Origin of the sequence: Sphingomonas sp. Xoc002, assembly GCF_050408055.1 — a bacterium.
GTDB lineage: Bacteria > Pseudomonadota > Alphaproteobacteria > Sphingomonadales > Sphingomonadaceae > Sphingomonas > Sphingomonas yabuuchiae.
Genome location: NZ_CP191175.1, coordinates 3817027 through 3836183 on the forward strand (window position 1 = coordinate 3817027; position 19157 = coordinate 3836183).

A 19157-nucleotide genomic window follows, 5' to 3' on the forward strand; every position below is an offset into this window, starting at 1 on the left:
TTCCCGGCTGAACAGCCAAACATGCCACCGTCTTTGGCGGCGTTGCGAGCGCATCGCAAGACTTGCACCGCAGAACGAGAAAGGGGCCCGGACGTTTCCGCCCGAGCCCCTTATAATCGGTCCGTCAGGGCCGAAGGTGCGGTTTAGGCGACCTTCTGAACCTCGGCGACGATCTTCTTGGCGGCGTCGCCCAGATCGTTGGCGGGGACGATGGCGAGACCCGAATTGGCGAGGATTTCCTTGCCCTTCTCGACATTCGTGCCCTCGAGGCGGACGACCAGCGGAACCTGCAGGTTCACTTCCTTCGCCGCCGCGACGATGCCGTCGGCGATGATGTCGCAGCGCATGATGCCGCCGAAGATGTTGACCAGGATGCCCTTCACGGCCGGATCGCTCAGGATGATCTTGAACGCCGCGGTGACCTTTTCCTTGTTCGCGCCGCCGCCGACGTCGAGGAAGTTGGCCGGGAACATGCCGTTCAGCTTGATGATGTCCATCGTCGCCATGGCGAGGCCGGCGCCGTTGACCATGCAGCCGATGTCGCCGTCGAGCTTGATGTAGGCCAGGTCGTACTTCGACGCCTCCAGCTCCATCGCGTCCTCTTCGGTGGTGTCGCGCAGTTCCATCAGGTCCTTGTGACGGAACATGGCGTTGCCGTCGAAGCCGACCTTGGCGTCGAGCACCATCAGCTTGCCGTCCTCGGTGACGGCGAGCGGGTTGATCTCGATCTGCTCGGCGTCGGTGCCCAGGAATGCGGCGTACAGCTTCGACGCGACATTGGCGGCCTGCTTGGCGAGGTCGCCGGTTAGCTCGAGCGCGGCGGCGACGGCGCGGCCGTGATGCGGCATGAAGCCGGTCGCGGTGTCGATGTCGATCGAGTGGATCTTCTCGGGCGTGTCATGCGCCACGGTCTCGATGTCCATGCCGCCTTCGGTCGAGGCGACCATCGAGACACGGCCGGTCGCACGGTTGACGAGCAGCGCGAGGTAGAATTCCTTCGCGATGTCGACGCCGTCGGTCACGTACAGGCGGTTGACCTGCTTGCCCGCTTCGCCGGTCTGGATGGTGACCAGCGTGTTGCCCAGCATGTCGGTGGCGGCAGCGCGGACTTCGTCGGCGGTCTTGGCCAGGCGGACACCGCCCTTGGCGTCGGGGCCGAGTTCCTTGAACTTGCCCTTGCCGCGGCCGCCCGCATGGATCTGCGCCTTGACGACGTAGAGCGGTCCGGGGAGCTTGGACGATGCCTCGACGGCCTCCTCGACGGTCATCGCGGCGAAGCCGGCGGGGACGGGCACGCCGAACTTGGCGAGCAATTCCTTGGCCTGATATTCGTGGATGTTCATGCGCTAGCCTTCCGCCTCTCGGGTGGTTCTAGGGAAATTGGGTGTGGCTAAAGCACAGGCTGACGGACAAATCCACCCCGAAACGGCGTTAATGCAACTGCATCGCAAATGCGTTTTGCGGGTGGTCGGGACGGTCCCCGGACGTGACCGACGGAATAGGAAGCAAATTTATCGCAAATGCGTTATGGTCACCCGATGAACTGGGCTCTCGGCATCCTTCTGTTTCTCGGCACCGTGATCTTCATGGAGGGGTTCGCCTATGCGGCGCACCGATGGATCATGCACGGGCCGGGCTGGTTCCTGCATGAGAGCCATCATCGGCCACGCACCGGCAACTGGGAATTGAACGATCTCTATGCGGCGATCTTCGCGGTTCCGTCCTTCGTCATGATCCTGGGCGGGGTGCAGCTGGGCTGGTGGCCGGGCTTCACCTGGATCGGAGCGGGAATCGCGGCCTATGGCGCGATCTATTTCGGCTTTCACGACATCATCGTCCATAAGCGTCTTCCGACCCGGTATCTGCCCAAGTCCGACTATATGAAGCGGATCATCCAGGCGCACCGACTGCACCATGTCGTCGAGACGAAGGAAGGCACGGTCAGCTTCGGCTTTCTGGTCGCGCCGCGGCCCGAAGATCTGAAGGCGGAACTGAAGAAGCGCGCACGGGCGGGCGTGCGTCGGCCTGCGGGTGCGCAGGAGCGTGTCGGGGCCGAGCGTCAGGATGCCCTGTTGACGGAAAAGTAACCTTGTTCAGCGAAGAAGGGAGCGTCATGGAAAAACCGGTCTTCACACCGCCTTTCGAGCCCGTTCCCGGCCAGGACCTTCGCCAGTCGCTGCGTCATGCGGTACGCATGCGTGCCCATCTGCGCGACAAGGGCCAGACCCGGTTCGAGATCGACGTCGTCGACCTGTCGTCCGAGGGATTTCGCGCCGAGACCAGCTTCACGCTGTGGCCGGGTACGATCGTCTGGCTGACCCTGCCGGGCCTCGCCCCGCTGGAGGCGGTGATCGCCTGGCGTGACCGCTTCAAATATGGCTGTGCGTTCTCGAAGCCACTGCATCCGGCGGTGTTCGAGCATATCGTCGCGCTGGGAAATCGCTGAATTTTTGAAGAGGGTGAGCCACGAGCGTCTCGCCCGGGTCCAACCCTCCCCCATCCCCTCCCGCAGGCGGGAGGGGCGTGCCAAGGTCTATCGTCTTGCGCCTCCGAAGCCCCTCGTCCCGGCAGGGGAGTTTCAGGTCGGTCATGCCCCCGGCATGACCTAAACGATGCGGGGCATCGTTTACCTGAAACTGGGTTTGGGGTGGGGCTCGCAGCAAGCGAAACATACGCGGCTGTGCCCCTCAAAACCTCAATCAAACAGGCTCGAAACGCTGGTTTCATCCGCGATGCGCTTGATCGCCTCGCCCAGCAGCGGGGCGATGGGCAGGTGGCGAATCTTGCCGGTGGTGTTGATCGACTCGTGATTGCCGATCGAGTCGGTGATGACCAGCTCGCGCAGTTCCGAGCCATCGACTCGCGCCACAGCACCGCCCGACAGCACGCCGTGGGTGACATAGGCGACGACGTCTTCCGCCCCCGCCTGGCGCAAAGCGGCGGCCGCGTTGCACAGCGTGCCTGCCGAGTCGACGATATCGTCGATCAGGATGCAGAAGCGGCCTTCCACGTCACCGATGATGTTCATCACCTCCGACTCGCCCGCGCGCTCGCGGCGCTTGTCGACGATGGCGAGCGGCGCGTTGTTGAGCCGCTTGGCGAGCTGGCGCGCACGGACGACGCCGCCGACGTCGGGCGAGACGACCATGAGGTTGTCGTTCTTGAAGCGCGCCAGAATGTCCGCCGACATGACCGGCGCGGCATAGAGATTGTCGGTCGGGATATCGAAGAATCCCTGGATCTGACCGGCATGGAGATCGACCGACAGGACGCGGTCGGCGCCCGCGACGGTGATCAGGTTGGCGACCAGCTTGGCCGAGATCGGCGTGCGCGGGCCGGGCTTCCGGTCCTGGCGCGCATAGCCGAAATAGGGAATCACCGCCGTGATGCGGCTGGCCGACGCGCGCTTCAGCGCGTCGATCATGATGAGGAGTTCCATGAGATTGTCGTTGACCGGATAGCCGGTCGACTGGATCACGAACACGTCCTCGCCGCGGACGTTTTCCTGAATCTCGACGAAGATTTCCTCATCGGCGAAGCGGCGCACCAGCGCCTCCGTCAGCGGCACCTCCAGATAGGAGGAAATCGCCTTCGCCAGCGGCAGGTTCGAATTGCCGGTCATCAATTTCATGGTCGTACCCCGTCCCCGCAGACAGCCCGTAGTCGCGGCCCCTTTAATCGCGCTGTCACAATAGCGCAAAGGTGATTCCCCGATTATGGGCGAGCACCATGACCGTGACCCGTTTCGCTCCCTCGCCCACCGGGCGGCTGCATGTCGGCAATATTCGCACCGCGCTGCACAACTGGATATATGCGCAAAAGGCCGGCGGGCGCTTCCTGCTGCGCATCGACGATACCGATGCCGAGCGCAGCGAGGAACGCTATGTGGATGCGATCCGGGCGGATTTGGCCTGGCTGGGCCTGATCCCCGATAGCGAAGTACGCCAGTCGCAGCGTTTCGCCTTGTACGAGGCGCGCTTCGCCGAGCTGGTCGCGGGCGGCCATGTGTACCCCGCCTATGAGAGCGCGCAGGAACTCGACCTGAAGCGCAAGATCCAGCTCGGACGCGGCCTGCCGCCGGTGTACGATCGCGCCGCACTGGCGCTGACCGAGGAGGACCGTACTAAGCTGGAGAGCGAAGGCGTTCGCCCGCACTGGCGGTTCAAGCTGGATCATGGCGCGCCGATCGAATGGGACGATGCGGTGCGTGGTCCCCAGCGCTTCGACCCCGCGACGATGAGCGATCCCGTGATCCGCCGCGCCGATGGGACATGGCTCTATATGCTGCCCTCGGTCATCGACGATATCGACATGGGCGTGACCCAGGTGGTGCGTGGCGAGGACCACGTCTCCAACACCGCGCTCCAGATTCAGATGTTCCAGGCGCTGGGCGCGGAGCTGCCGCGCTTCGCCCATGCCGCGCTGCTGACCGGCAATGAGGGCAAGCTGTCCAAGCGACTCGGCTCGCTGGGCGTCGATCACTTCCGCGAGATCGGCATCGAGCCGCAGGCGGTGCGCGCGCTCCTCGCCCGCATCGGAACCAGCGATCCGGTCGAGCCGGTCGCCGACATGGCCCCCCTGATCGCCGGGTTCGATTTCTCCCGCTTCGGCCGCGCGCCCGCGCGGTTCGACGAAGCCGAACTGGCACAGTTGAACGCGCGCATCCTCCACCAGACGCCATACGAAGCGGTATCCGATCGCCTGCCGACCGGCATGGGCGCGGCGGAATGGGAGGCGGTGCGGCCCAATCTCGACACCGTCGCGGAGGCCGCCGACTGGTGGCAGGTGATCGAGGGGCCGGTCGAGGCCCCCGAGCCTGCCGAGGACGACCGCGCCTATCTGGCGCAGGCGGCCGAGGTCGCGGGGCAGATCGACTGGGCGGGCGATCCTTGGGCTGCACTGACCGCCGCCTTGAAGGACGCGACGGGGCGCAAGGGCAAGACGCTGTTCCTGCCGCTGCGCCTGGCGCTGACCGGCCGGGCGCAGGGGCCGGACATGGCCGCGCTGCTGCCGCTGATCGGGCGGGAGCGGACGATCGCACGGCTGAACGGCTGATTTACGCGCCCACCTTTCATTAACGCCCTGCCTCGCCCACATAGGGCCTAGCAACACGTAAAGGAGCGTCTTTTGGCCACGTTGGGAATGTCGCCCGCCGACAAGGAAGCCGTCACCGCCTTCCGCCGCGATGTCGTCGAGCCGTCGATGACCAAGCTGGTCATCCTGGACTTCTGGGCGGAATGGTGCGGGCCGTGCAAGGTGCTGGGCCCGACGCTGGAGAAGGTGGCGGAGGCCTATGCCGACAAGGGCGTCGTGCTGGCCAAGATCGACACCGACAAGAACCAGTTCATCGCCAACCAATTCCAAATCCGCTCGATCCCGACCGTCTATGCGATGTTCCAGGGCCAGCTGGTCGCCGACCTGACCAGCGCGCGTACCGAAAGCGCGCTGCGCACGATGCTGGACCAGCTGCTCAAGCAGCTGCCGATCCAGTCGGAGGCGGCGGACGCGGCGGCCGAGCTGGAACCGCTGATCGCGATGGGCGAGGAAGTGCTGGAGGCCGGTGACGCCGAGCGCGCGGTGTCGATCTTCCAGCAGCTGCTCGACATGGCACCGGAGCATCCCGCCGTGCTGTCGGGGCATATCCGTGCGCTGCTGGGTGCAGGGCGCATCGAGGAAGCCGAAGCCGCGACCGAGGCGCTGCCGCAAGGCCTGGCCAACGACCCCGCCATCCACCGCGCCATCGCGACCGTGTCGCTGGCGCGGTCCGCTCCGCCGGCGGCGGACTATGCGGGGCTTGCGGCCGAGGTCGCGGCCAGCCCCGACGATCACGAAAAGCGGTTCGCGCTGGCCAACGCCCAGATGGCGGCGGGCGACCGTGACGGGGCGGCGGACAATCTGCTCCACATCGTTGCCGCCGACCGTGCCTGGAACGAGGATGCCGCACGTCAGCAGCTATTGAAGCTGTTCGAGGTGGTCGGCATGACCGATCCTTGGGTATCGCAGCAGCGGCGGCGCCTGTCCGCCATCCTGTTCGGATAAGGACATGGCGCGGCTCTCGATCTTTCCGCTGGCGGGTGCGATCCTCTTTCCGGGGATGCCGCTTCCGCTGCACATCTTCGAGCCGCGCTACCGGGCGCTCGTCTCCGACGCGATGGCGCGCGACCGGCGGATCGGCATGGTCCAGCCATCGGGCGATGGCGACACGCCATCGCTCTACCAGATGGGCTGTGTCGGCCGCATCGCCGAGGTCGAGGCGATGGAGGATGGACGCTACAACCTCGTGCTGGAGGGCGTGTCGCTGTTCCGCATCGTCCGCGAGCTGGAGGTGACGACGCCCTTCCGCCAGGTCGAGGCCGAGCTGCTGCCGGTGATCGACGAGGATCTGCTGTCGCTCGGCCGCCGCGCCTCGCTGGAGCAGGAATCGAAGCGTTTCGCCGATCTTCAGGGCTATGCGGTCGATTGGGACGCGGTCGGGCGGCTGGACGACGAGAGCCTGGTCAACGGCATCGCCCAGATCGCGCCGTTCGACGTGGCGGCCAAGCAGGCGCTGCTGGAGGCCCCCGATCTGGAACAGCGCGCCGAACTGATCATCCAGTTGATGCAATTTTTCGGTCGTCATGACGGCGAGGATCGGGTGACGCTGCAATGAGCCTGGACCCGTGGTTGCTCGAACGGCTGGTCTGCCCGCTGACGCGGACGCCGTTGCGCTATGACGAAGCGGCGCAGGAGCTGGTGTCGGCGGCGGCTGGGCTCGCCTATCCGATCCGCGACGGTGTACCGGTCATGCTGGTCGAGGAAGCGCGGGAGCTCTGATCCCCGCCGCCCTACCTCAGCCTGAGCGAACGGGGTTAGGGTATCAGACCAGCCGCCCGGCCAATGTCACCAGCACGATGACCAGCGCCGCGACACTGGAATAAAATCCCAGCGCAAACCCGAAGGCCCGCGCCGCCGCGCCGCGCGCATAATGGGCCCAGAACAGCGTACGCCCCACGGAGAACAGCCCGGCCAGCATCGGGATCATCGTCCCCGATCCCTCGACCACCCAGGCGAGCGCCAGATAGGCCGGGATCGCCAGCACCACCTGCTCCAGCGTGTTGCGCAGCACCGCCTGCGCCATCGCGACCTGCGGCGAATCGGGACTCCCGCCGGCCGCCGCATCGATATCGGCAGGTGATGTAAACCGCAGCGCCGCGACATGCCCGATCGCCGCCGCCAGCCAGAGCGCGGCCACCGTAGATGCCGCCACAGCGCGTAAGACCCGGTCGGTGGGGGAAAGCGTTGGTCCGACACTCCACCCGACCAGCAAGGCAAGCGCCACCACGGCCAATGCGGCTGCCATGGCGCGGGCTATACCGGCCTGGCGGCGGTCGCGGATCGGGGTTCGGAGCGGACGGGTGGGATGGTCAGGCCCAGTGGTCATAGCGCGCAAAACGCCGGACATGGCTTTGGGGATCCCATATGGTGTCATCGCGGGCGCGTCGCTTGTGGCTTTCCCTCCCCCATCCCCTCCCGCCTGCGGGAGGGGAGCGCTTGTTGGCTAAGCATGCGCGCGCCTCAGGCCAGCCGCTAAGCCCCTCCCGCAGGCGGGAGGGGTGGGGGAGGGTCCTTTCCCAATAGGATCGGCCTTACCGAACTAAACCATCACACCCTGCAACAGGCGCGGCAACTGCCCCGTCTCGCCGCGCGCTTCGGCCATGAAGCGGTTCTTGAGCGGCGGGATATGGTCGATCGCGGTGATGCCCAGCCGCCGGACCGCGCTGGCGGTCTTGCCGGGCACGCTGAAGATGCGGTTGAAACTATCGGTCGCCACCGACACCATCAGCGTGTCGAGTCCGCGCCACTGCTGATAGCGCTGGAGCAAGGCCGCATCGCCCAGGTCCAGGCCGGTGCGCTTGCCCTCGACCAGCACCTCGACCAGGGCGGCGACATCGCGATAGCCCAGATTGACGCCCTGACCCGCAATCGGGTGGATGCCATGCGCCGAGTCGCCGACCAGTACCAGCCGCTCGCCCGTCATCGTCGCGGCACGGTGAAAGCCCAGCGGATAGGCCGAGCGCGGGCTCGCCTGGCTCAGCTTGCCCAGGAACCCGCCCATGCTCTTCTCCGCCTCGGCCAGGAAGGCACGGTCGGACAGTTTCAGCATCGCATCGCCGTCGCGCCCCGATACCGACCACACGATCGCCGAGCGATGGCCGATCTCGTCGTCTGGCAGGGGCAGCAGCGCGAAGGGGCCGCTGGGGTAGAAGATCTCGAACGCGATATTCTCGTGCGCGACTTCGTGATGGAAGGCGCTGATGATCGCCTTGTGATCATAGGACCAGCGCGCGACCTTGATTCCCGCCGCGTCGCGAGTCGGCGACTGGCGGCCTTCGGCGGCGACCAGCAGCGGCGCGCGGACGGTGGTGCCGTCGCTCAAGGTCGCGGTGACACCCGCCGGGCCGCGTTCGACATGCGTCGCGCGGGTCAGCATGCGCAGGTCGACCAGCTCGGCTTCGTTGGCGGCCTCGTTGATCGCGCGGCGCAGCAGCTTGTTCTCGAACATCGTGCCCAGCGCGCCGTCATCGGCGTCGGGGATGAAATCGAGCTTGCCCGGCTCCAGCCCGTCGCTGACCCGGATATGCCGGATCTCGCAGCCCTTGCCCGCCAGCTTCGCGCCGATGCCGATCGCGTCCAGCATCCGCCAGCTGGCCGAGGCGACCGCCGAGGCGCGCCCGTCGAAACCGGGAGCCAGCACGACCGCCGGATCGGCGGGATCGACGATGATCGAAGACAGGCCATGCGCGGCCAGACCGACACCCAGAGTCGCGCCGACCAGGCCGCCGCCGAGGATGATGACGTCGCTATCCATGTCCATGCTCCTAGACCGTCACGCGGTCGCAAACAATGCGGGTGTCGCCCCCCGCGCCTTGACGTAGGAACCGTCAGAGGCGATGAATTTTCCGGGATTTCTCCCGGATTTTTGCGACTTCCTGAAGGACAAGACCCATGGCCAGCCGCGCGCAGCCGGTTTTATGGCGCGAGACGGTGAAGGCGGGTGCGGTGCGCAGCGGTGCGCTGGTCGCCGCGCTCATCCTGTTTGCCGTGACGCTGATGCTGGTGCTGGCGCTCGCCAGCTACCGGGCGAGCGATCCTGCGCTCAACACCGCCTCGGGCGCGGCCCCGGCCAACTGGATGGGGCATCCCGGCGCGTGGATCGCCGATATCGTGCTGACCCTGTTCGGCCCCGCCGTGGCGCTGATCCTGCCGGTCGGGCCGATCATCGCGACCCGGTTGTGGCGCGACCGTCCGGCGGGCCGCTGGGTGAAGATGCTGCGCCAGGCGGTGCTCGGCGTCGCGCTGATGGCCTGTGCCCTGTCCTTCGTGTCCGACTCGGCGGTGCTGGCGCTGCCCGCCGGATGGGGCGGCGTGATCGGGCTGTCGGTGGCGGGCCTCGTCCGCTGGGCGCTGGAATTTTCGGGCCAGGCGGCGGTGGTGACCTGGGGATCGGTGGCGATCGGGCTGGCGTTCGGGCTGGGCGGTGCGCTGATCTGGGGCCGCAGCCTGGAACTCGACATCGCCGAACGCGGCTTGGCGCGCCTGCGCCGTCGTCGTGCGGTGAGCGAGGATGGCGAGGCGCTGCCCTGGGACGATGAGGACGAGGCGCTTTACGACGAAGACGACGAGGATGAGGAACCGCTGACGCTGGCCCGCAAGGCGGTGCCGGTGCGCGAGGATCGCCCCGCCCCCGTCATCGCCGACCGTCAGGTCGCGCCCGCGCCCGCCAAGCCCAAGACGGCGGCCGACCGCGACGCGCCCTATCAGTTGCCCGGCCTGGACCTGCTGACGCCTGCACCGCCCTCGCCCGCCGGACAGATCGACAAGGCGGCGCTGGAGCGCAATGCGCGCCTGCTGGAGAATGTCCTCGACGATTTTCGCGTCCAGGGTTCGATCGTCGAGGTTCGCCCCGGCCCGGTCGTCACCATGTACGAGCTGGAGCCCGCGCCCGGCATCAAGGCCAACCGCGTCATCGCGCTGGCCGACGATATCGCGCGCAACATGTCGGCGATCTCGGCGCGCGTCGCGGTGATTCCGGGGCGCAACGTCATCGGCATCGAGCTGCCCAATCCCAAGCGCGAGATGGTATCGCTCCACGAACTGGTCGCGTCGCAGAGCTTCGCCGATCAGGCTGCGCAGCTGCCGATCATCCTGGGCAAGAACATCGCGGGCGACTCGGTGGTCGCCGATCTGGCGCCGATGCCGCACCTGCTGGTCGCGGGTACGACGGGTTCGGGCAAGTCGGTCGGCCTGAACGGCATGATCCTGTCGCTGCTCTACCGCCTGACGCCCGAGCAGTGCCGGATGATCATGATCGACCCCAAGATGCTGGAATTGTCGATGTATGACGACATCCCGCATCTGCTGTCGCCGGTGGTTACTGACCCGGCCAAGGCGGTCCGCGCGCTGAAATGGGCGGTCGAGACGATGGAGGACCGCTATCGGCAAATGTCCTCGGTCGGCGTGCGCAGTCTCGCCAGCTTCAACGACAAGGTGCGCGCGGCCAAGGCCAAGGGCCAGCCCTTGGGGCGCAAGGTCCAGACCGGCTATCATCCCGAGACCGGCCAGCCGGTCTATGAGGAAGAGAAGCTCGAATACGAACCGCTGCCGCAGATCGTCGTGATCGTCGACGAGCTGGCCGATTTGATGATGACGGCGGGCAAGGAAGTCGAATTCCTGATCCAGCGCCTCGCGCAAAAGGCGCGCGCGGCGGGCATCCACCTGATCATGGCGACGCAGCGGCCGTCCGTCGACGTCATCACCGGCGTCATCAAGGCGAATTTGCCGACCCGCATCAGCTTCCATGTGACCTCCAAGATCGACTCGCGCACCATCCTGGGCGAACAGGGCGCCGAACAGCTGCTGGGGCGCGGCGACATGCTTTACATGCCCGGCGGCAAGGGCATCGTGCGCGTCCACGGGCCCTTCGTCTCGGACGACGAGGTGCACCGCGTCGCCGATCACTGGCGCGCGCAGGGCCAGCCCGATTATATCTCCTCGGTCACCGAGGAACCGGCCGAGAGCTTCGCGCTCGACGGGGCACCCACGGGCGAGGACACGGCCGAGGACCAGCAATATCGCGCGGCGATCCAGCTGGTGTGCGAGAGCCAGAAGGCCTCGACCTCCTGGCTCCAGCGTCAGTTGCGCATCGGCTATAACTCGGCGGCGCGGCTGATCGAGCGGATGGAGACGGACGGCATCGTCAGCCGTCCCGACCATGTCGGACGGCGCGAGGTGCTGCGCGATACCGAGGGGCATCCGGTTTAAGGGGCAGCCGTCGGACCTGCACTTCGAGGGCCATTCCCATAGCCTTCGACGAAGCTCAGGCCGCCGGCTTCAACGTCGCCGAATCGATATGCCACCGCAGCTGGGCCGCACTGGCCCCCGGCACGTCGTTGACCCGCCGCACGACATATTGCCCGACAAAGCGCTGCTGCCGCCCATCGTCGAGCTGCGCATTCACCGTCACCGGCACGGTCGCATAGATCGACCCCGCCGCACCCTCGCTGGGGGCCAGCTTGCCGATCGTCACGCTGGTCGCGCGGGTATTGGCGAAGCCCTTCTGGAAATCGGCGAAGCGCTGCCCGGGGCGGCCGTCCGGGCCCCATTGCGTCCAGGCGGTGCTGTAATCGTGCGCATTGATCGCCGCATAATAGCGGCGGACGACATCGGCCGCTGCCGCATTACTTTTGGGATCGACCGCGCAGCCGGGCGTTTTGCCCGCGTCATCGCCCATCAGCGCACAGGATCGGGCGATCTCGTCCTCGATGATCGCGCAGCTGTTGACCGCATTGCACGGCGGATGGGTGGCGGGTGAGACGGAGGTGCAGATGTTCACCAGCCGCTGCGCCGCCGCCTGCCCACGCTCGGCGGCGCAGGACAGGACCGCACTCGGGGCGCGGGTGGCGCCGGTCTTGATCGGCGCGGGCAGGGTGGCGCGGGTCGGCTCGACTGCCGGTGTCACCTCACCGACCGGCGAGGGGGCGGCCGTCACCATGTTGCGCTCCGACTCGCCTCCCCCGCCACAGGCGGCCAGCGGCAGGACCAGCGCACCCGCCAGCCAGCGGGTCATGCGGAATGCGGGACGAATCACGGCAGAACCTCCGACAGCATCGATCCCGGTCAACGCGCCCCGCCCGCGCCCGGCTCCTCGCTTCACCGCAAGCGGATTTAGCGGGCGAGTGCGATCAACTGCGCCACGCTCTGCGTCTGGGTCTTCTGGAAAACCGCCGCCCGGTGGTCCTCGATCGTCTTGGGCGACAGGCCGAGCAGCCCGGCCATCGCCTTGTTGCCATGGCCCTGCACCATCAGGTCGAACACCTGCCGTTCGCGCGGCGACAGCTCGCCCAGCCGCCGGGCGGTCGCGCGCCTCGCGGTCGACCAGGCGACGCCGTCGCGCAAGGACGCACACAGCCGCGCCTCGTCGATCGGCTTGTCCAGATAATCGACGCCGCCATGCCGCCGAACCGAATCGACCGCATGGGCCGTGTTTGGCCAGGCGGTCATGAACAGGATGGCGACATGGGCATCGAGCGCGCGCAGCCGCTCGGCAAAGTCGAAGCCGTGCCACTCGCCCATCATCACATCGGTAACGACGGCATGGGCGGCCCGGCCGGGATAGGCGGCGAGCAGCGCGGCGGGATCGTCAAAGGCCTTGGCGACGAAACCCTGCCGGGTCAGCATCCGCGCGACCGCCGCCCCCAGATCGGCATCGTCGTCCAGCACATGCACGGTGGCGGGGGCCACGGGATCGGGCGAACGAAGGGGCATCAGCGGGTCTCGATCAGGGGCAGCGACAGCGCGGCATGGACCATGCCGTCCGGCCCATGCATCCGGGTCAGGGTGCCGCCATGCGCCTCGACGATGGCGCGGGCGACATGGGTGCCGATCCCCATCCCGTCACGCGCGACCGGCCGGGCGGAGGCGCGATTGACGACATGGATCACGGCCTGGGTCTCGTCGGCGGTGACGTCCAGCGTGACGGGATGGGGGGCGGCATCGCCCTGCGCGGCCTGCACCGCATTGCGGACGAGGTTCATCACGGCCTGTGCCAGCTCGACCTCCTGCGCCATCACCTGCAAGTTTGGATCGACCGGGCTGATGACGAGGGCGACGCCTGCCTCGCGCGCCTCGGCCTGGGCCAGCGTCGCCACCATGTCGACCAGCGCGGTCAGCGCCAGCGGCTGCGGTGCGCCCTCGGCATGGCCGCCGAACCGGCGCAGGCGTCGGATCAGCGTCGCCAGATGCTCCGCCTTGCGATCGATCAGCGCCGCACCGTCCGCGATCTCGTCCCCCCGCCCGGCGGTGAGCCGGTGCAGGTGGCGCGCCTCGATCGCCAGCGTGGACAGCGGCTGGCTGACCTCATGGATCACCGCCACCGACATGGCGCGCAGCGTCTTCAGCCGTTCGGCCTGAAAGAGCAGCCGGTCGCGCCGTTCCAGCATGGCGCGCGCGGTGGCCTGCGCATCGGCGAAGCTGCCCGCCAGATAGCCGGTGACGACGATGGTCGCGAGCGCCAGGTGCCGCTGCAACCGCTCGGGCGTGTCCATCGCGCCCGCCGTGTCGGGCAGGACGCGCAGCACCACGACGAGCAGCGCGCCCCAGGCGGCGGCACGCCCGAAACGCAACCCGATCCACGCCACCGCGACCAGCACCGGCGCGGGCTGCATCCCCAGCCCCGCCTGGTCGAGCAGCCGGGCAAGGCCGATGCCCAGCCCCAATACCCCCGCCGTCTCCACAGCCGCGAGCAGCGAGGGCAGCGGCCGGCGCCAACAGGCCCGGCCCGACACCGCATCGGCGATCCACAGGAGCGGCGGCGCGATGAACAGCGTGCCGAGCAGATCGCCGACCGCAAAGGCGGCGAGCGACACGATCACCTCGCGCGGGCTGGATACGCCGGTCAGCTCCGGGCTGGTCAGCGCCTGCGGCACCGCGCTCAACGCCGCCGCCAGCGGGGCGAGCACCAGCGCCAGCCCCAGCGGCATCGGCGCGGTCAGCAAGGCCGCCCCCCGCCGCTCCGCCAGCCAGCCGATCGCCGCGACCGTCGCGCCGTAAGCCAGCACCGGGCGCGCAATGCCCCAGATCGCGACCGTCCAGGGCATGCCCTCCAGCACCGCCGGGGTCAGGATGACGTCGACCGCGATCTCGACCAGCGCGATCGCCGGGGTCAGCCGAGGCCCCAGCCCCCAGAGCAAGGCGAGCCGCAGCCCGGCCGCCGGAAACCAGAGCGAATAGAAACCGCTGCCGCCCCAATAGGCCGCCAGTCGGTGCAGGACGGCGAACCCCACCGCATAGAAGGCGAGCGCCGGCCAGTCCTGCCGCCGGGGCCGGAACATCCGCAGGCCGAGCGTGTCGAGAGGCTCAGGGGCAGCGGGCCGGGAAGCAAAAGAGGGACTGAGCGGCGCCGTCATCGCAATCTGTCTGTACCGGGCGCCTGGCGATCGGCATCCGGGAATTTCCCGGATGGACAGTGTTTTAGATGGTCGGCGCGGCTGGCGCCGTCTGTGGAGAAGCCTGTGGATTATCCTGTGGGTTCGTCTGGGCCGTGGTGGTGTCGGCCGTGTCGGCTGGCGGAGTGCCCGGTACCGGGGTCGTCACGATCGGTGCCGGGGGCGGGGGCGGCGCGGGCGGGGTGACGAGCGCGGCATTCTCGATCAGGTCGAGCGCTTGGCGCGCGCGGACATAGCTAAAGGCGGCCTGTTGCCAGCCTTGCGCGGCGGCGGCACCGGGCAGGCGCGCGACCTCGGCCCGGGCGGCATCGACCTGTCCGCCGTCGAGCAGGCGGCGCGCCCGCGCCAGTCGGTCGGTCGGGTTGGTCGAGGGGGCATTGGCCTCTCGGATGACGATCAGGCGCGCCAGTTCCTGGCGAAGCCCTTCCCACCAGCCATTGCCGCCGCTGACGACCAGATCGGGGGCCAGCGTATCGAGCCCCTGGCGCAGCGTCTCCAGCGTCACCGGCTGGCGCGCGGTGACGATCAGGACGGAGACGGCGCGCGGCTCGCTGGTGCCGAAGCGGGTGCGAAGCTGCTCCTCCAGATAGCCGAGCGGCTGGCCGCGATCGACCGCACGGCGCACGGCGGCGGCGACCAGGATCGACTCGGCGCGGCCCGCCTGCGCGCCCGCCGCCGTGGCGTCGGTGGACAGCGTCGCGGCGCGCGTCTCCAGCGCGGCGAGTTGCGCGGCCAATTGCGCCTCGCGCGTGGCCAGCGCCATGGGATCGGTGCGCGGCGCTTCCTTGACCGTGCCGCCGGTGCCGCCGGGCTTGGCGGTGACGGCTTGCGTCGCGGCGCCATTGCTGTTGAACCAGGGCAGGTTGCGCATGGCATAGGCCATCAGCAGGATTCCGGCGACAAAGGCGATCAGGACCAGCGCGATGATCGCGCCCTTTCGGGGGCCGCGCGTCGGCGGTCGGTCGGAAGGCGCGAAATTGTTCATGCCCCGCTTATCCCCGTGGCGGCGGCTCGGGTCAACGCCTGCGCGGCCGCCACCATGGCATCGTCGCGCGGGGCCGTGGCGATGACGAGCGCCTGCCAGCCCGGGCCCGCCGCCGCCGCCGTCTTGGCGCTGATCGCCACCAGCGAGACGGCGGCGCGGGGCAGGCCCGCCTGCCCGGCCAACTCGGCCAGTCGCGCGGCGGCGCGGGCGGAGTGAAGGAGCACGATCTGCCCCGCCAGGGCGTGGATCGCGGACACCTCCACCGCCACGGGATCGGCGGCATAGACGATGCAGGTCATCGCCCCCGTCTCGACCCGATCACGCCCCGCCAGATGAAGCAGCCGCGCATATCCCTGCATCCGCGCCTGGGCGACGACCGACGCGGCATCCTGCGCACCGGTCAGCACCACCGACAGCCCGGCCTCGCGGGCGGCGGCGGCGGTGGCGGGGCCGACCGCGATCACCGGCTTGCGGCGCAACGGATCGAGCGTCGATCCGGCCAACCGGACGCCCTGGGCACTGGTGAAGAGCAGCGCATCGAACGTCTCGGCCGCAGGCGCCGTCCACGCGACCGTACGCGCCGCGAACAGCGGCAGCGACATGGCCTCCAGCCCCGCCGCGTGCAGGGCGGCGATCGTCGCGCCATGGCCGGGTTCGGGCCGGACGACGACGACCGCCACGGGCTCAGCCCCCGGCGAACAGGCGGCGCACTTCGGGGGCCGCGCGTTCGAGCAGATCGACCGCCAGCCGCGCGCCCAGTTCCTCGTCAAGCGCCCCCTCGACCCAGCCGCTGACCCGCGACGATCCGTCCTCGGCCAGCAATTCGGCGCGCAGGGTCAGCATCTCGCCCGCCAGCGAAGCGAGCGCCGCGACCGGGCTGTGGCAATCGGCCTGCAAGGCGGCGAGCAGCGCACGCTCGGCCATCACGCAGGCATGGGTCTCGGCATGGTCGATCGAGGCGATCAACATGGTCGCGGCGGCATCGTCGGCGCGCGTCTCGATCCCGACCGCCCCTTGCGCAGGCGCAGGCAGCATCTGGTCGGTGGGCACAGGCTGGCCGACCGCGCGCCCCAGCCGGTCGAGCCCGGCGGCGGCGAGCAACGTCGCGTCGACATCGCCGTTCGCGACGGCGGCCAGGCGTGTGTCGACATTGCCGCGCAGCAGGGTGATGGTCAGGTCGGGCCGGTGCGACAGCATCTGCGCGCGGCGGCGCGGGCTGCTGGTGCCGATCACCGCACCGGGGCGCAGCTCGGCAATGGTCTCCGCGCCGATCAGCCGGTCGCGGACATCGGCGCGCGGCAGCATCGCGGCGATATGCAGCCAGTCGGGCCGGATCGTCTCGACATCCTTCATCGAATGGACCGAGGCGTCGATCTCGCGGTCGTACAGCGCGCGGTCCAGTTCCTTGGTCCACAGCGCCTTGCCGCCGATCTCGGCCAGCGCGCGGTCCTGCACCCGGTCGCCGGTGGTCTTGATCGGCACGATCTGAACCGCGTCCTCGCTCCACCCCTGCGCGTTGGCCAGCGCCGCGCGCACCATATGCGCCTGGGTGAGGGCCAGCGGCGAACCGCGCGTACCGAGCCGGAAACGAACCATGTGTCCGCCTTTGCCGCATCAAGCCCCCCTTCGACAAGTTGGCAACGGACGGGTATGGGGAAGTCATGCTGATCCTGGGACTGGAATCCTCGTGCGACGAGACCGCCGCCGCGCTTGTCACCGATGACGGCCGCGTGCTGGCACACCGGCTGCTCGGGCAGGAGGCGGCGCACGCCCCCTTCGGCGGCGTCGTCCCCGAAATCGCCGCGCGCGCGCATGTCGAGGCGATGGAGCCGCTGGTCGCCGCCGCCTTTGCCGATGCGGGGGTGACGCTGGCCGATGTCGATGCGATCGCGGCGACGGCGGGGCCGGGGCTGATCGGCGGCGTGATGGTCGGGCTGGTCACCGGCAAGGCGCTGGCCCATGCGGCGGGCAAGCCGCTGATCGCGGTCAACCATCTGGAGGGCCATGCCCTGTCGCCGCGTCTGTCGGACCGCGAACTGGCCTATCCGTACCTGCTGCTGCTCGTCTCGGGCGGGCATTGCCAGCTGCTGCTGGTCGAGGGCGTTGGGCGTTATCGCCGGATGGCGACGACCATCGACGATGCGGCCGGAGAGGCGTTCGACAAGACCGCCAAGCTGCTGGGCCTGGGCTATCCCGGCGGCCCGCGTGTCGAGGCGGCGGCGCGGGAGGGCAACCCCCATGCCGTGCCGCTGCCCCGGCCTCTCAAGGGTTCGGCCGAGCCGCATTTCTCCTTTGCCGGGCTCAAGAGCGCGGTGGCGCGTGCGATCGGGCATCATTCGCCCGAGGACATCGCCGCCTCATTCCAGCAGGCGGTGGTCGATTGTCTGCTCGATCGCACCCGCCGTGCACTGGCCGATGTGCCGCCCGTCACCGCGCTGGTCGTCGCGGGCGGGGTCGCCGCGAACGGCGTGATCCGGGGCGCGCTGGAGGCACTCGCCGCCGAGCATGGCCTGCGCTTCGTCGCGCCGCCGCTCTGGCTGTGCACCGACAATGCCGCGATGATCGCCTGGGCGGGCGTGGAGCGGTTCCGCGAAGGGCTGACCGATCCGCTCGACACGCCCGCACGGGCGCGCTGGCCGCTCGATCCGGCGGCGGAAGCGGTGCGCGGCGCGGGGGTGAAGGCATGAGGATCGGGGTGATCGGCGCGGGCGCCTGGGGCACCGCGCTGGCACAGGTCGCGGCGCATGGCGACCGGCCGGTGCGGCTCTGGGCGCGCGATCCGGCGGTGGCCGAGGCGATCAACACGACACACGCCAACCCGCTCTATCTGCCGAACATCGCATTGTCGCCGAGCATCGAGGCGGTGAGCGATCCGGCCGCCATGGCCGAGATGGATGCACTGCTGGTCGTCACCCCCGCCCAGGCCGTCGGCGCGGTGCTGGCGACGATGCCGGTCGGGTCCAAGCCGCTGGTCCTGTGCTCCAAGGGGATCGAGGCGGGAACCCGGCGGCTGGTCGGCGAGGTTGCGCGGGCAATCCACCCGGACGCGCCGATCGCGGTGCTGTCCGGCCCGACCTTCGCGCATGAGGTGGCGGCGGGGCTGCCGACGGCGGTGACGCTGGCGTGCGAGGAACCGGAGCTGCGCAAGGCCCTGTCCGCGCGCCTCGCGGCGCCGCATTTCCGGCCCTATGCCACCGACGACGTGACGGGCGCGGAAATCGGCGGCGCGATCAAGAATGTGCTCGCCATCGGTTGCGGCGTGGTGGAGGGCGCGGGGCTGGGCCAGAATGCCCGCGCCGCGCTGATCGCACGCGGCTTTGCCGAGATGACGCGGTTTGGCCTCGCGCGCGGCGGCCGGGCGGAGACGCTGGCGGGCCTTTCGGGGCTGGGCGACCTGGTGCTGACCTGTTCGTCGACCGCCTCGCGCAATTTCTCGCTGGGCGTCGGGCTGGGGCAGGGGCGGTCCGCCGCCGAGCTGCTGGCCGACCGGCGGACCGTGGCGGAAGGGGCGTTCACCGCGCCCGTGCTGCGACAGGCGGCGGCGGAGGCCGGTGTGGACATGCCGGTGTGCGAGGCGGTGTGCCGGTTGCTGGAGGGCGCGGCCGTGGGTGAGGTGATCGGGGCCCTGCTCGCGCGGCCGTTGAAAGCCGAGGGCAACTGACCCCTGCTCCGTTCCGCGGAACGGAGAT

The 19157-nt window shown here is 68.9% G+C and carries 19 protein-coding genes; 9 read left to right on the forward strand and 10 right to left on the reverse strand.

The window, feature by feature from the left end; translation table 11 throughout:
* Positions 1-143: 143 nt before the first annotated feature.
* Positions 144-1343, reverse strand: a complete 1200-nt coding sequence (gene sucC, locus ACQR50_RS17560) for an ADP-forming succinate--CoA ligase subunit beta (protein WP_058746346.1) — start codon at positions 1341-1343, stop codon at positions 144-146.
* A gap of 195 nt (positions 1344-1538) precedes the next feature.
* On the opposite strand from sucC, the gene ACQR50_RS17565 reads away from it, so the two are divergent.
* On the forward strand, positions 1539-2087 hold the full coding sequence (locus tag ACQR50_RS17565; RefSeq protein ID WP_428969286.1) for a sterol desaturase family protein: 549 nt from the start codon (positions 1539-1541) through the stop codon (positions 2085-2087).
* Positions 2088-2113: 26 nt separating this feature from the next.
* A complete protein-coding gene (locus ACQR50_RS17570; RefSeq protein WP_428969287.1) occupies positions 2114-2446 on the forward strand; it encodes a PilZ domain-containing protein in 333 nt (110 codons plus the stop codon).
* A gap of 249 nt (positions 2447-2695) precedes the next feature.
* On the opposite strand, the gene ACQR50_RS17575 is transcribed toward ACQR50_RS17570, so the two are convergent.
* Positions 2696-3631: a ribose-phosphate pyrophosphokinase gene (locus ACQR50_RS17575; protein ID WP_042487036.1), complete on the reverse strand. Its 936-nt coding sequence runs from the start codon at positions 3629-3631 to the stop codon at positions 2696-2698.
* A gap of 98 nt (positions 3632-3729) precedes the next feature.
* Between ACQR50_RS17575 and gltX the strand changes: the two genes are divergently transcribed.
* From gltX to ACQR50_RS17595, 4 genes are all read left to right on the forward strand, one after another.
* The gene (gltX, locus tag ACQR50_RS17580) at positions 3730-5055 is read left to right on the forward strand and encodes a glutamate--tRNA ligase (protein WP_428969288.1); all 1326 of its coding nucleotides are present in this window, start codon (positions 3730-3732) and stop codon (positions 5053-5055) included.
* A gap of 87 nt (positions 5056-5142) precedes the next feature.
* Positions 5143-6039: a tetratricopeptide repeat protein gene (locus ACQR50_RS17585; RefSeq protein ID WP_428970740.1), complete on the forward strand. Its 897-nt coding sequence runs from the start codon at positions 5143-5145 to the stop codon at positions 6037-6039.
* 4 nt (positions 6040-6043) lie between these two features.
* Entirely contained in the window at positions 6044-6649 is a 606-nt protein-coding gene (locus ACQR50_RS17590) for an LON peptidase substrate-binding domain-containing protein (protein WP_058717298.1), read from the forward strand.
* Entirely contained in the window at positions 6646-6813 is a 168-nt protein-coding gene (locus tag ACQR50_RS17595; RefSeq protein WP_428969289.1) for a Trm112 family protein, read from the forward strand. Before ACQR50_RS17590 ends, ACQR50_RS17595 begins: the two co-directional genes overlap by 4 nt.
* Positions 6814-6856: 43 nt before the next feature.
* Here ACQR50_RS17595 and ACQR50_RS17600 read toward each other — a convergent pair whose 3' ends face one another.
* Together ACQR50_RS17600 and ACQR50_RS17605 are read right to left on the reverse strand one after the other, a co-directional pair.
* Positions 6857-7339 carry an MAPEG family protein gene (locus ACQR50_RS17600; protein ID WP_428969290.1) on the reverse strand — a complete coding sequence of 161 codons (483 nt, stop codon included), beginning with the start codon at positions 7337-7339 and terminating at the stop codon, positions 6857-6859.
* A 294-nt stretch (positions 7340-7633) separates the two neighbouring features.
* The gene (locus tag ACQR50_RS17605; RefSeq protein WP_428969291.1) at positions 7634-8848 is read right to left on the reverse strand and encodes a UbiH/UbiF/VisC/COQ6 family ubiquinone biosynthesis hydroxylase; all 1215 of its coding nucleotides are present in this window, start codon (positions 8846-8848) and stop codon (positions 7634-7636) included.
* A gap of 137 nt (positions 8849-8985) precedes the next feature.
* Here ACQR50_RS17605 and ACQR50_RS17610 point away from each other — a divergent pair, with 137 nt between their 5' ends.
* Positions 8986-11301: a DNA translocase FtsK gene (locus tag ACQR50_RS17610; protein WP_056438942.1), complete on the forward strand. Its 2316-nt coding sequence runs from the start codon at positions 8986-8988 to the stop codon at positions 11299-11301.
* Positions 11302-11356: 55 nt separating this feature from the next.
* Here the strand turns inward: ACQR50_RS17610 and ACQR50_RS17615 are convergent, their stop codons facing one another.
* From ACQR50_RS17615 to hemC, 6 genes are all read right to left on the reverse strand, one after another.
* Entirely contained in the window at positions 11357-12127 is a 771-nt protein-coding gene (locus ACQR50_RS17615; RefSeq protein WP_428969292.1) for a hypothetical protein, read from the reverse strand.
* A gap of 77 nt (positions 12128-12204) precedes the next feature.
* Positions 12205-12804, reverse strand: a complete 600-nt coding sequence (locus tag ACQR50_RS17620; protein WP_428969293.1) for a response regulator transcription factor — start codon at positions 12802-12804, stop codon at positions 12205-12207.
* On the reverse strand, positions 12804-14369 hold the full coding sequence (locus ACQR50_RS17625) for an ATP-binding protein (RefSeq protein WP_428969294.1): 1566 nt from the start codon (positions 14367-14369) through the stop codon (positions 12804-12806). The genes ACQR50_RS17620 and ACQR50_RS17625 overlap by 1 nt, the downstream gene beginning before the upstream one ends.
* Before the next feature lie 139 nt (positions 14370-14508).
* A complete protein-coding gene (locus ACQR50_RS17630) occupies positions 14509-15468 on the reverse strand; it encodes a hypothetical protein (protein WP_428969295.1) in 960 nt (319 codons plus the stop codon).
* Positions 15465-16148, reverse strand: a complete 684-nt coding sequence (locus tag ACQR50_RS17635; protein ID WP_428969296.1) for a uroporphyrinogen-III synthase — start codon at positions 16146-16148, stop codon at positions 15465-15467. Before ACQR50_RS17635 ends, ACQR50_RS17630 begins: the two co-directional genes overlap by 4 nt.
* A gap of 4 nt (positions 16149-16152) precedes the next feature.
* Positions 16153-17064, reverse strand: coding sequence for a hydroxymethylbilane synthase (gene hemC / locus ACQR50_RS17640; protein ID WP_056438929.1), 912 nt, complete (start codon positions 17062-17064; stop codon positions 16153-16155).
* A gap of 65 nt (positions 17065-17129) precedes the next feature.
* Here hemC and tsaD point away from each other — a divergent pair, with 65 nt between their 5' ends.
* Positions 17130-18155, forward strand: coding sequence for a tRNA (adenosine(37)-N6)-threonylcarbamoyltransferase complex transferase subunit TsaD (gene tsaD, locus ACQR50_RS17645; RefSeq protein WP_428969297.1), 1026 nt, complete (start codon positions 17130-17132; stop codon positions 18153-18155).
* A complete protein-coding gene (locus tag ACQR50_RS17650; RefSeq protein ID WP_428969298.1) occupies positions 18152-19129 on the forward strand; it encodes an NAD(P)H-dependent glycerol-3-phosphate dehydrogenase in 978 nt (325 codons plus the stop codon). The genes tsaD and ACQR50_RS17650 overlap by 4 nt, the downstream gene beginning before the upstream one ends.
* Positions 19130-19157: the final 28 nt, after the last annotated feature.